Origin of the sequence: Bartonella sp. AP9QHHD (genome assembly GCF_042195625.1) — a bacterium.
Classification (GTDB): Bacteria; Pseudomonadota; Alphaproteobacteria; order Rhizobiales; family Rhizobiaceae; genus Bartonella.
Window position 1 is genome coordinate 103,168 of the sequence record NZ_JBHIOP010000121.1, and the last position, 12,056, is coordinate 115,223.

Below are 12,056 nucleotides of genomic sequence, written 5' to 3' on the forward strand. Positions count from 1 at the left end.
TTGCAGTTTTTTATACTTAGAAAATGAGAGAAACTGCAAAGGATAGTTTTGGCTCCCTTTCATTTCAGCTCATCTTTTCATTGTTTAAATAAACAAGAGTACCTTAAGCCATTCTCATGAAAAAAAAACCTTTTGACTCTCAAAATAATTCTTTGCGTGCAATTATTGCCGCTATTGCAACCATTGGCACTGTTGGAACAGCATTGGCAATGGGAACACAACTTGTCTCTCTTCTTATGGCAGAGAAAGGACTTTCCAACAGTACAATCGGCTATAGTGGAACAGTTGGTGGAATCGCCACAATTATTGCAGCTATTTTTACGTCTCGAATTGCCTTATACTTAGGAATCGCTCAAACAATATTGCTTATGATGGCGATAGGATCTTTAAGTTTTTTAGGATTCTATTTTTTTGATCCCATATGGGTTTGGTTTATTTTAAAGTTTATATTACATTTCAGCATGACAGTTATGTTTATCCTGTCAGAGTTTTGGATCAACAGTTATGCTCCCCCAAAAAAACGCGGTTTGATCCTTTCTATTTATGCTATTGTCTTAGGATTAGGGTTTATAATAGGTCTAACGCTGCTAGCAAAAGTGGGAACACAAGGATTTATTCCTTTTGCTGTTGGATATAGCCTTATTATACTTGCTACTATACCAATTCTTACCGCTTGGAAATTAAGTCCAGAATTTCAAAAAAATCAATATATGCCATTTTTTCGTTATCTTTTTCACGTTCCAAGTGCAATGATGGCGGTCCTTGTTTACGGGGCCATTCAAATGGGCGTATTAACTCTTATAATACCCTTTAGTTTATCCATTGGTTATAATGAGAATGAAGCAGCACATTTTATGGCAACCCTTGCACTTGGGAATATTTTCCTCTTAATTCCTATCAGCATTATAAGCGACTACGCCAAAGATCGACGCTACCCGCTGATGAGTTGCGCTATTTTAGGTTTTATAGGAACTTTTATAGTACCATGGATTCTTCAATATCCATGGATTCTGATGCTTGATTTGTTTTTTCTGGGTGGTGTATCAGCGAGCCTTTATACAATTAGTCTTGCACATTTAGGAGCCCGTCTCAAGGGGCAAGAACTTGCTGCTGCTAATTCTGCTTTTATTTTTTGTTATGGAATTGGTATGCTCATCGGACCGACCTTTATCGGAAAATCCATGGATATCTTTAAACCCTTTGGTTTTTCAATAGCCATGGCTGTTTTTTTCGGTTTATATGTCATTTTGGTGTTTGTCCAACTTATGAGAAAATTAATCAGCTCTTGACTTTTTTGAGAACATCCGTAGTGTTGCCGGAAAATCTGATGATGTCGGAAATAAGTTTTGACAGCAATAATATTTTTTCAGTATAAATAGGGTATTTACATTATGGCTAAAGCAGCAACCATTAAGATCAAGCTTTTATCAACTGCAGATACTGGTTTTTTCTATGTAACAAAGAAAAACAGCCGTACAATGACAGATAAAATGAGCAAGCGTAAATATGATCCAGTTGTAAAAAAGCACGTTGAATTTAAGGAAACAAAAATTAAATAAATAAAATTATTATTAAATTGATAGATTTTATACTCCAAAAGAAATGTGGGAGTATTGCTCTTCAAAGTTATTTTTTGAGGGATGTTTTTTTATTTCCTTAAGTTTAAAAAGTTTACTTTAAACTTTGTATGTTTTGTACGGATTTGGATAAGTTGATTTATTATTTAAGTTGCTTACATATATTCTGTATGAGTATTTGATTATTGTGATATCTAATGAAAATTTTGTCATTAAAACGAAACACTGTTTCGTCATATGAATAAAGTTTCTCGGGTCAATTATAAACAATACTAAAATAGAGTTATAATAATGTTAGCAGTTTCTTTATTTCATGAAAAAATCTTTTTCTCATTTTAATCTAAGAAGCTTTAATCTAAAAGTAATCGGTTTCAGTATTTTTGTCGCTGCTAGCATTCTTATCATTATGTCAACTTATTTTAAGAAAACTCAGCGGTTGCCTCAAAAAGAAAAATTTTCTTCTCAAAACTCTGTTGAAGGAAATGCATTAATCATTGATGGCGATACCATTATGATTTCTTCAATTAAGATTCGACTAGCTGGAATTGATGCTCCTGAACTCCACCAATTTTGTGGAAAAAAGGAAGCGCGCTACCCTTGTGGGCTTGAGGCAAAAAAATATTTAGAACAACTATTAAAAAATCAAACTGTTACATGTCACTGGAAAAAAACAGATAAATATCGCCGTATTCTTGCAACATGTAAAACAAAACAAGTTAGCAATATCAACGCAACACTTGTACATAATGGTTGGGCTGTAAATTATTATGAATACCCCAAAGAAGAGCAAGAAGCTAGAAAGAAAAAGAAAGGAATATGGGCATCAAGTTTTCAACGACCAAAAGAATGGCGCAAAGCAAATCCTCGCACAGAATAAAAAAATATTTTTTAATTTTATTTACTAATGAAACAATGTAGCCCAATTATCAAACTTGAAAAAGAGATCTATTCCTGTCGTGTTTGCGTCCAACAACCCCATTATTTTCCTCCTCTTCCTCATGAACCAAACCCTGTCGTTTATTTATCCGATACTGCTTCGATTGCAATTGCAGGCCAAGCACCAGGGTTGCGTGTCCATGAAACGTCTATCCCTTTTAATGATCGCTCTGGTGAAAAATTGCGTAATTGGCTGGGTGTCACGAAAGAAGAATTTTATAATAAATCTCTCTTTGCTATTGTTCCTATGGGATTTTGTTTTCCAGGTTATGACAAAAATAAAGCTGATTTACCACCAAGACGTGAATGTCGAGAAATATGGCATGAAAAGATATTTCAGGCAATGCCTCAAATAAAGCTTGTTCTTGCTATTGGCAGTTATGCGCAAAAGTGGCACATTACAGAATTAAAACATAAAACCGTTTCTGCAACTGTTGGTGATTGGAGAAATATTCTTTCCATTCCTCAACCTCGAGGCTATAATGTTATGCCTTTGCCTCATCCGTCATGGCGAAATACTTCTTGGTTACAGAAAAACCCATGGTTTAACGATGAGCTTATTGTATATCTGCGTTGTTTAGTGCGTAAATTTTTATAAATTAAAATATTGAGAAAAAATATGGATCGTCTTGACCGAAAAATTTTACATCTTTTGCAAGAAAATGCGACACTTTCTGTTGCTGATATTGCTAAAAAAGTGGGACTTTCGACCACTCCTTGCTGGCGTAGAATTCAAAAACTTGAAGAAGATGGCGTCATTCAGCGTCGTGTTGCTGTTCTTTCTCCAGAAAAAGTAAACGCACACGTCACTGTTTTTGTGTCTATTCGCACAAATACACATAGTCATGAATGGTTTAAGCGTTTTTCAAAAATTGTGCAAGAATTCCGTGAAGTCATTGAATTTTATCGAATGAGTGGAGATATTGACTATTTATTGCGTGTTGTTGTGCCCAACATTGAAGCTTATGATCTTTTTTATAAAAAATTAATTTCTAAAATTGATATCCGTGATGTCTCATCTTCTTTCGCAATGGAACAGATTAAATATACAACGGAACTTCCACTTAATTATATTAAATTACACGACAAGACGCATGAACAAAACTCTTAAGATTTTTATATCCGTCTCATGATCTTTTAGGCATTCAAACTTTCTTGTTCCAAAACTGCCATTTGTGCATGTGTTAAAACAGCGGCTTTAACGATACCAGCTGCCATAGCTGCTCCTGTCCCTTCACCAAGACGCATCCCCAAATCTAGAAGTGGTTCTTTGCCAATTTTTTTTAAAAGTTTACGATGAGCTGTCTCAGAAGAAACATGTCCAACAAGGGTATGATCAAGAGCTTTTGGATGCATTTTATAAAGAACCGCTGCAGCTACTGTTGCCACAAAACCATCTAAAATAACGGGTATTTTTTCTATTCTTGCTGCTAAAATAGCACCAACCATAGCAGCAATCTCACGTCCTCCTAAGCGACGCATTATCTCAAAAGGATCATTGAAATAATCCTTGTGCAAAGAAATAGCTGTCTTAACCGCTGCAATTTTACGCTGATAAAAATCACCTTCTGATTCCATAGCATTTCCTGTCCATTCTTCCACTTCCCCTCCAAACAATGCTAAGCATAAAGCTGAAGCTATTGCTGTGTTTCCAATTCCCATTTCTCCAATACATAAAAGATCTGTTCCACCCGCAATGGATTCCATTCCAAATGCCATTGTAGCAGCCGCACTCCGCTCATCCATTGCGGCATCCTTCGTAATATTCATTGTTGGATATTCTAATGCTAAATCAAATATTTTTAATCCAAGATCATAAGCAATACAAATTTGATTGATAGCAGCTCCACCAGAGGCAAAATTTTCTACCATTTTTTGTGTCATAGATTGTGGAAATGGTGTAATATTCTCCTCTACAATACCATGATTTCCAGAAAAAATAGCGACCAAAGGTCTCGTTACGATAGGTTTTTCTGTACCCCTCCACCCCGCATACCAAACAGCAATATCTCCTAGTTTTCCTAATGTTCCTTGCTCTTTTGTTAAGTCTTTTTGCCGTTTTTTTGCCAAAATTATAGAAAACTCATCAGCAACAGGTAAATTTGTAAGCAAAGCACGAAAATCATCAAATGGACTAGCGGTCATAAGGATACCTTTTAAAATCTACAATGTTTATGAAAATCCCGTCATATATACAGGATATGAATAATTTATTGTTTTTTTAACAGTGCTTTAAAAATGTTAAATACTATGAAAGCAATAATTTCTACATTCTATTTTCAACCCTAATAACAAACGTGCAAGATTCAAAATGTTATTAATATCTTATGATTACCTTTACAGTGATACCCTTAACCTATTTTTTATTTAATAGGCATAATCAGCATGCCGTTTAATATATACATTCCAACAATTCTTATGCATAATAAAAGTTATAAACTTTCAAAAACTTATAAAATTGAAGAGATCAAAATTATCGCAAAGACATCCAAACGCAAAGGATCTCAACTTTAATATATGTTAATTATTAGGCTATTATTAAATGAGAGCATAAAAAGCTTCTTTTAAAATACATATATCTGCATTTGGTTTTGTCGCATCATTTGATAATATTTGCCTCCATCGACGTGCCCCACCCCGCCCATGAAATAAACCAATCATGTGACGTGTCACATGAGAAAGCCGCCCCCCCGATGCAATATGTCGAGCTGTATAATCACACATAACCTCAATAAGATCACTCTCACTCAGATTATTTTGCGTCTCACCATAGAGTTCAAAATCAATATGTTTTAACAAAGCTGGATTATGATAAACTTGGCGACCAACCATGACAGCATCACAGAAAGTTAAGTGTTCTTTGATCTCATCAATCGATTTAATTCCACCATTTATCCCAATGAATTTATGAGGATATTTACGTTTTAATTTGTAAACTCTTTCATAATTAAGGGGCGGAATATTACGGTTTTCTTTCGGACTCAATCCTTGCAGCCATGCCTTGCGTGCATGTATCCAGAGCGCATCACATCCAGCATTCCAAACCTGATTAGCCAAAAGATCTAACGCTAACTCTTCATCTTGTTCGTCCACTCCAATCCGACATTTGACAGTTACAGGTATAGTAACCTCTCGTTTCATCGCTTCCACGGCATTTGCCACAATGTCTGGATGTAGCATCAAACAAGCCCCAAAGACACCTGCTTGAACACGATTTGATGGGCACCCGACATTAAGATTTATTTCGTTGTAGCCAAAATCCTCAGCAATTCGTGCAGCTTCTGCTAACTTTCTCGGATCAGCCCCCCCTAGTTGTAATGCAACTGGACGTTCTTTATCGCTAAAAGCCAACAATTGTTCGCGAACACCATGAATGACAGCATCTGCTACCATCATTTCCGTATAAAGGAGAGCTTTTTTCGTTAAAAGACGATAAAAAAACCTGCAATGTCGGTCTGTCCAGTCCAACATTGGTGCTACTGCAAATTTTATAGGCGATGGAAGGTTGTAAAATATCATGAGGGTATTACTCTCACGTCCCTATAGCTCTCTCTTTATACATAGAAAAATACTTACTTTTAGTTTACGGAAAATTTTATTCTCTTATACTATCATGAGTATAATAACAGTTCATTATTTTCAATTGATATCAAGGTTTACTACAATCAATCATGATAAAACACAATATCGCATTTCTCATAGATTAGTGTTTAGGTATATAAACATGAAAAAAGAAGATTTTCACCATAATATAAAAAACTCATTTACAAGTTCTTCTTACGCTCATCAAGCCTCCATCCTTACATGATTTAGCACAGCATTTAAGATAATAAATGCTAAACTAACACATTATACAATTTTTTATAATAGATTTAATTTTCTTTAGATTTTTTTAACTTATTGTGCAAATAAATGCTACAGAAAGTATCTTTATCTTCTCCTAAAGAAAGAATAAAAATCCTTATTTCACATGAATCTAATTATAAATCATTTTTTTCAATGAGTTATTCTTGGTAACATTCTTGAATTTCACTTTATAAGATAGACAAATTTCATCCTAAATATTCTATCTAATTTTGCCATTTTATGATTCTTGCAAAAAAAACTAAAATCAGGGTATAGACAGCCATTGCCTTTTTAATATCTATGACTGATATCAGTATCTCTTTAAGGAAAATATTTTACAATATTGCAGATAAAATCTGTAAAATAAAATGATCATAAAAGTTGTTCAATCTCTTGTTGGCTTTGCATATAGGAAGAAAGAGTATCAACCTCTTGTTCATTAAATAGGAGACCCAGTTTTGAACGACGCCATAACACATCTTCACATACTTTAGCCCATTCTTTTTCCATCAACCATTTTACTTCTACTTCATAAAGCCCATGTCCAAAATTTTTTCCTTTATTTGCCTTACCATGTGCAAAGATCACCAATGCTTCCGTACCGTAGGAGCGTGCAAGCCTGCGATGTGTAAAAGCATCTAAATCTGGCATCAAAAGAGCAATCCTATTTTCGATTGTATCTAATTTGTTATAGGGAAAATCACCCCCTGGAAGTACTGCCTTAGCCGTCCATGATGCTCTCTTTTTACCAAGCTCTTTTTCAACAAATTTCATCGCATCTTCAGCCAACTTACGATAAGTTGTAATCTTTCCACCATAAAGATTAAGTATCTTTGGTGTCGTTCCTGTTCCCATTTCTTTTAAAACATAATCGCGCGTAATTTCTTGTGCTTTTGAAGCTCCATCATCATAGAGTGGACGAACTCCCGAGTAAGACCAGACAATCGTTTCAGGCAACACTGGTTGTATGAAATATTCACTGGCTGCTGCACAAATATAATCAATTTCTGTATCAGTAATATGAACGTCAGCCGGATCTCCTTGATAATTACAATCTGTTGTTCCAAGTAAGGTAAACTCTTCTTGATACGGAATAGCAAATATAATACGCCCATCACCATTTTGAAAAATATAAGCACGATCATGAGTATAAAGCTTGGGAACCAAAATATGAGAACCTCTAACAAGCCGTACTGGTGAATGTTCTTTACAATCTAATATGCTTGCTAAAACATGATCAATCCAAGGACCTGTCATATTCGCGACATAAGAAGCTGTGACACTATATTCTTTGCTACTTAACTTGTCTTGAAGAAAGATACGCCATTTATTGTCTTCTTTTTTTAAAGAGAGAACTTCTGTTCGTACTTTTATATCAGCTCCCCACTTTTCTGCATCACGAGCATTGCCAATAACTAAACGCGCATCATCTACTCTTGCATCAGAATATTCAAAACCTCTCTGATATTCTTTCTTCAGTGTAGAGCAAAATTTTTGTGAAAAATTAATCGTTTTACTGCGCCACAATTTCTGATTCCAATTCCCTAAATAATCATAAATAAAAAGTCCAAAACGCAACATCCAAGCAGGGCGCAATTCTTTATGATAAGGAAGGAGAAAACGCAAAGGACGCACAATATGTGGAGCCATACGTAAAATAATCTCGCGTTCTTTCAATGCTTCACGAACAAGTTTGAACTCATAGTGTTCAAGATAACGAAGCCCACCATGAATAAGCTTTGTTGACGCACTTGAGGTCCCAGATGCAAGATCGTTCATTTCAGCCAATCCCACTTTAAATCCGCGTCCTGCTGCATCTCTTGCCAATCCACAGCCGTTTATCCCTCCTCCAATGATAAACAGATCATAATGTGTTGTGGTTTTCATAATTTCACTTTTCATTATTTAATTTTGTTTCTCAGTACTCAATAAAGCAACAGGAAAAAATAATACAAATGTTCTTCATTGTATTATCAACGTACTTTTTCCTAAAATAAACACGCACAAAAAGCTTTTGATACCCTTATACATCAAAACAACATTTGACAAATTAAAGAGATTTTTTTTATCTTTTACAAAACATAATCCTTACCAAGCCAAGGTTTATCATATGAAATCTTTTTAGAGAAAAATTGATGTTTTTTCTCATTCTTAAAGATACACTATAACTAAATGCTTCATTGCACATAGATAGCGCTTTTCATATAGTTCACTCAATGACACCCTAAAAAATGTGAAGGTATACAAATGAATTATCACTCTCAAAACTCGAAAATAACACTTTTTTCAAAAATTTTAGTCATAGTTATGTCGAGTATTTTAATCTTTTTACCTTCTTTATCAAACGCAACATCACACTCAAAAACAGCAAATGATTTAAGCTTAGAAAAGCTTAAATCACAACTTTTGGAAGATTCTAGCTTTTTATCTAAGCTTAAAGAAAAAATGATACCACATACTGATTCTCATCATATTCAACAAATCGTCAGAGAGTATCTTCTTACTCATCCAGAAATTATGATTGAAATGCAGCTTATTCTTCAAGATAAGCTGGAAAAACAGAATGAATACGAAAACCAAAAACAAACTTCTGTCATTCATTCATTAGAAAAAGAGATTTTTCATTCTCCTCATGACGCTGTTTTGGGAAACCCAAATGGTAAAAGAGTGCTTGTCAATTTTTTTGATTACAACTGTGGTTATTGTAAAATTTCCTATTCAAATATAGAAGACTTGATAAAAGAATATCCAGATTTAAAGGTTATTATCAAGGACTTACCAATTTTAAGCTCTGATTCTATGGCAGCCCATACTGTTGCCTACGCATTTCGAAAACAATTTCCAGAGAAATATCCTCAGTTTCACAAAACGCTTTTAATGTATCAGGGTCGTGCAAATGAAGCTAAAGCTATTAAAGTAGCTGTTTCATTAGGAGCAGATGAAAAAAAACTACATAATGCAATAAAAGATCCCACTCTGCAAAACGCTTTTAAAGAAAACATTCAAATTGCCTCTGCACTTCATATTACGGGAACACCTTCTTACATCATTGGTGATAAAATATTCATCGGCGCAGCCAGACAAGATATTCTAAAACAAGCGATAGATAATACACAGTGAATACCTGATCCGTTTTAGGAAGAATACTGTAAATGAGGTAATTTTATGCTTTCTCTTTTTTGATAACAGGCTTATAAGTGCAATTTTACGTAAAGCAGATACAAGTTTTAAATTGCAAAGTATAATGATTTAAAGGAAATAAAAATCTTTAAAGCCTCAAAAGATGTCATCCCTAATCTAGAGATATTCGGTCATAAAATGAGATAATGACGATCTTCATTGATCAAGGAGTTAGAAATAAAATGGCAACAAAAAAAATGGATTCGGCAAAAACCGCAATTGATACGAAAATTATTCGTGATCTTGCTGAAATTTTGAATGATACAAATTTAACGAACATTGAAGTTGAACAAGGGGAGCTTCGTATTTGTGTCTCACGCCAAAATACCTTAACTTCTTCTGAGCAAGCAATCTATGCCCCTGTTTCTACTCCTACTTTTTCTGTAACATCTTCTCCAGTTCCAACAGCTGAATCTCCTATACAATCTATCCAAGAAGATAAATCAAAAAACACAATAACCTCTCCAATGGTTGGAACAGCTTATCTTGCACCCTCACCAGGCGCACAACCTTTTGTAGAAGTAGGACAAAATGTTTCTGAAGGGGAGACATTACTTATTATTGAAGCCATGAAAACAATGAATCAAATTTCATCACCGCGCTCCGGTACGGTAACCACTGTTCTTGTCAAAGATGGTCAACCTGTTGAATTTGGTGAACCACTTATTATTGTTGAATAAAGCGAGGGGCAACCATGATTCGAAAAATCCTCATTGCTAATCGAGGAGAAATTGCTCTTCGCGTTTTACGTGCATGTAAAGAACTTGGCATAAAAACCGTGGCTGTTCACTCTACCGCTGATGCAGATGCAATGCATGTTCGTCTTGCTGACGAAAGTGTTTGTATTGGCCCTCCTCCCGCTCGTGATTCTTATTTGAGTATTCAGCAAATTATTGCTGCTTGTGAAATTACAGGAGCGGATGCTGTTCATCCAGGTTATGGCTTTCTTTCTGAAAATGCAAAATTTGCAGATGTTCTAGAAGCCCATGATATTACATTCATCGGTCCAACAGCTACTCATATCCGCATCATGGGCGATAAAATCGAAGCAAAGAAAACCGCCAAAAAACTTGGTATTCCTGTAGTTCCAGGTTCAGATGGAGCAGTCACTGAAGAATCAGATGCTTTACGCACTGCTCGTGAAATTGGTTATCCAGTTATTATAAAAGCTTCTGCCGGTGGTGGCGGACGTGGTATGAAAGTCGTTCATTCTGAACAAGAATTTTCTATAGCTCTCAAAACAACGCGTTCAGAAGCGAAAGCTGCTTTTGGTGATGACGCTGTTTACATAGAAAAATATTTAGAAAAACCCCGTCATATTGAAATTCAAGTCATAGGTGATGGTGCGGGAAATGCTATTCATTTAGGAGAACGCGATTGTTCACTTCAACGACGGCATCAAAAAGTATGGGAAGAAGCTACGTCACCTGCACTTAATGAAACTGAACGGAAAAAAATTGGAAATATTGTTGCAAATGCTTGTGCCCAACTTGGATATCGTGGAGCTGGTACTATTGAATTTCTTTATGAAAATGGCGAATTTTATTTTATTGAAATGAATACACGTTTACAAGTCGAGCATCCTGTAACTGAAGCAATTACAGGTATAGATTTAGTCCACGAACAAATCCATATTGCATCAGGCTGTAAACTTTCAGTGACACAAGATGAAGTCTGTTTTTCTGGTCATGCCATTGAATGCCGTATTAATGCAGAAGATCCTATTAACTTTACGCCATCACCTGGAACCATTACACATTTTCATACACCTGGAGGTTTAGGGATTCGTGTTGATTCAGGCGCTTATTCAGGTTATCGCATTCCTCCTTACTATGATAGCATGATTGGAAAGCTGATTGTTCATGGACGTACCCGTTTAGAATGTATGATGCGTTTACGGCGTGCTTTAGATGAATTTGTCGTCGATGGGATAAAAACTACACTGCCTCTTTTTCGCGATCTTATTAATAATCAAGATGTTGCTGATGGTAATTATAATATTCACTGGCTAGAAAATTACCTTGCTCATCAATCAAAGTCTTCAGATTCGTAATTCGATAGCAAAACGGTGCATTCTTATAAAAGATTCTATAAGATATCAACATAAGGATAGTTCCAACCTTGCTGTAAAAAGTGGAAAAAGGAAATAAATTGGTTATTTTTTATATAGTTTTCTTTTAATATACATAAAATTTAATAATTTTCTGTTTTCCTTTTTGTTAGTTTGTGCTAACTCCTACATGGTTACGCCCTTATAGCTCAGTTGGTAGAGCACCTGATTTGTAATCAGGGGGTCGGGAGTTCGAGTCTCTCTGGGGGCACCATGCTCTTTTTTATCCAAAATAATTTATTGATTTTCCATATATTTTTTACAGTGAGGGACGCGTAAATAAAAGTTAGGGAATAGGATTTTTCAACACGTCTCTCTAATTATTGCGAATCAAGAGTTCTTTTCGGGGTGGTTTTTTAGCAAAACCAGAGGTCCAAAGGGTCTCTAATTCTAAAAAGTCAAAATCC

11 protein-coding genes and 1 tRNA gene are annotated in these 12,056 nt (G+C 35.2%); 9 read left to right on the plus strand and 3 right to left on the minus strand.

Going from position 1 to position 12,056, the window contains the following annotated elements:
* Nucleotides 1-116: 116 nt before the first annotated feature.
* The 5 genes from ACFIK4_RS10090 to ACFIK4_RS10110 all read left to right on the plus strand — a co-directional run bounded on the left by ACFIK4_RS10090 (nucleotide 117) and on the right by ACFIK4_RS10110 (nucleotide 3,624).
* The gene (locus ACFIK4_RS10090; protein WP_375628148.1) at nucleotides 117-1,289 is read left to right on the plus strand and encodes an MFS transporter; all 1,173 of its coding nucleotides are present in this window, start codon (nucleotides 117-119) and stop codon (nucleotides 1,287-1,289) included.
* Between the two features lie 102 nt (nucleotides 1,290-1,391).
* Nucleotides 1,392-1,559, plus strand: coding sequence for a 50S ribosomal protein L33 (gene rpmG, locus ACFIK4_RS10095; RefSeq protein ID WP_004864083.1), 168 nt, complete (start codon nucleotides 1,392-1,394; stop codon nucleotides 1,557-1,559).
* A gap of 331 nt (nucleotides 1,560-1,890) precedes the next feature.
* Nucleotides 1,891-2,454 carry a thermonuclease family protein gene (locus ACFIK4_RS10100; protein ID WP_375628149.1) on the plus strand — a complete coding sequence of 188 codons (564 nt, stop codon included), beginning with the start codon at nucleotides 1,891-1,893 and terminating at the stop codon, nucleotides 2,452-2,454.
* A 27-nt stretch (nucleotides 2,455-2,481) separates the two neighbouring features.
* Nucleotides 2,482-3,111, plus strand: a complete 630-nt coding sequence (locus ACFIK4_RS10105; protein WP_375613408.1) for a uracil-DNA glycosylase family protein — start codon at nucleotides 2,482-2,484, stop codon at nucleotides 3,109-3,111.
* A gap of 21 nt (nucleotides 3,112-3,132) precedes the next feature.
* The gene (locus ACFIK4_RS10110) at nucleotides 3,133-3,624 is read left to right on the plus strand and encodes an Lrp/AsnC family transcriptional regulator (RefSeq protein ID WP_015856433.1); all 492 of its coding nucleotides are present in this window, start codon (nucleotides 3,133-3,135) and stop codon (nucleotides 3,622-3,624) included.
* Between the two features lie 26 nt (nucleotides 3,625-3,650).
* Here the strand turns inward: ACFIK4_RS10110 and cobT are convergent, their stop codons facing one another.
* The 3 genes from cobT to glpD all read right to left on the minus strand — a co-directional run bounded on the left by cobT (nucleotide 3,651) and on the right by glpD (nucleotide 8,261).
* Complete coding sequence (gene cobT, locus ACFIK4_RS10115) at nucleotides 3,651-4,658, minus strand: nicotinate-nucleotide--dimethylbenzimidazole phosphoribosyltransferase (protein ID WP_375628152.1); 1,008 nt, start codon at nucleotides 4,656-4,658, stop codon at nucleotides 3,651-3,653.
* Nucleotides 4,659-5,051: 393 nt separating this feature from the next.
* Entirely contained in the window at nucleotides 5,052-6,032 is a 981-nt protein-coding gene (dusA, locus tag ACFIK4_RS10120) for a tRNA dihydrouridine(20/20a) synthase DusA (RefSeq protein WP_375613406.1), read from the minus strand.
* Between the two features lie 699 nt (nucleotides 6,033-6,731).
* A complete protein-coding gene (glpD, locus tag ACFIK4_RS10125; protein ID WP_375628154.1) occupies nucleotides 6,732-8,261 on the minus strand; it encodes a glycerol-3-phosphate dehydrogenase in 1,530 nt (509 codons plus the stop codon).
* 345 nt (nucleotides 8,262-8,606) lie between these two features.
* On the opposite strand from glpD, the gene ACFIK4_RS10130 reads away from it, so the two are divergent.
* The 4 genes from ACFIK4_RS10130 (at nucleotide 8,607) to ACFIK4_RS10145 (ending at nucleotide 11,863) form a co-directional block, all read left to right on the plus strand.
* Nucleotides 8,607-9,479: a DsbA family protein gene (locus ACFIK4_RS10130; RefSeq protein ID WP_375621287.1), complete on the plus strand. Its 873-nt coding sequence runs from the start codon at nucleotides 8,607-8,609 to the stop codon at nucleotides 9,477-9,479.
* Between the two features lie 242 nt (nucleotides 9,480-9,721).
* Complete coding sequence (gene accB / locus ACFIK4_RS10135) at nucleotides 9,722-10,219, plus strand: acetyl-CoA carboxylase biotin carboxyl carrier protein (RefSeq protein WP_375613403.1); 498 nt, start codon at nucleotides 9,722-9,724, stop codon at nucleotides 10,217-10,219.
* Between the two features lie 14 nt (nucleotides 10,220-10,233).
* On the plus strand, nucleotides 10,234-11,592 hold the full coding sequence (gene accC / locus ACFIK4_RS10140) for an acetyl-CoA carboxylase biotin carboxylase subunit (RefSeq protein WP_375613402.1): 1,359 nt from the start codon (nucleotides 10,234-10,236) through the stop codon (nucleotides 11,590-11,592).
* Between the two features lie 195 nt (nucleotides 11,593-11,787).
* Nucleotides 11,788-11,863 (plus strand) — tRNA-Thr (locus tag ACFIK4_RS10145).
* Nucleotides 11,864-12,056: the final 193 nt, after the last annotated feature.

Excerpts from the sequence above, each read along its gene's own strand:
- ACFIK4_RS10090 (WP_375628148.1), top strand. The coding sequence starts at position 117 with ATGAAAAAAAAACCTTTTGACTCTCAAAATAATTCTTTGCGTGCAATT.
- rpmG (WP_004864083.1), top strand. The coding sequence starts at position 1,392 with ATGGCTAAAGCAGCAACCATTAAGATCAAGCTTTTATCAACTGCAGAT.
- ACFIK4_RS10100 (WP_375628149.1), top strand. The coding sequence starts at position 1,891 with ATGAAAAAATCTTTTTCTCATTTTAATCTAAGAAGCTTTAATCTAAAA.
- ACFIK4_RS10105 (WP_375613408.1), top strand. The coding sequence starts at position 2,482 with ATGAAACAATGTAGCCCAATTATCAAACTTGAAAAAGAGATCTATTCC.
- ACFIK4_RS10110 (WP_015856433.1), top strand. The coding sequence starts at position 3,133 with ATGGATCGTCTTGACCGAAAAATTTTACATCTTTTGCAAGAAAATGCG.
- cobT (WP_375628152.1), bottom strand. The coding sequence starts at position 4,658 with ATGACCGCTAGTCCATTTGATGATTTTCGTGCTTTGCTTACAAATTTA.
- dusA (WP_375613406.1), bottom strand. The coding sequence starts at position 6,032 with ATGATATTTTACAACCTTCCATCGCCTATAAAATTTGCAGTAGCACCA.
- glpD (WP_375628154.1), bottom strand. The coding sequence starts at position 8,261 with ATGAAAAGTGAAATTATGAAAACCACAACACATTATGATCTGTTTATC.
- ACFIK4_RS10130 (WP_375621287.1), top strand. The coding sequence starts at position 8,607 with ATGAATTATCACTCTCAAAACTCGAAAATAACACTTTTTTCAAAAATT.
- accB (WP_375613403.1), top strand. The coding sequence starts at position 9,722 with ATGGCAACAAAAAAAATGGATTCGGCAAAAACCGCAATTGATACGAAA.
- accC (WP_375613402.1), top strand. The coding sequence starts at position 10,234 with ATGATTCGAAAAATCCTCATTGCTAATCGAGGAGAAATTGCTCTTCGC.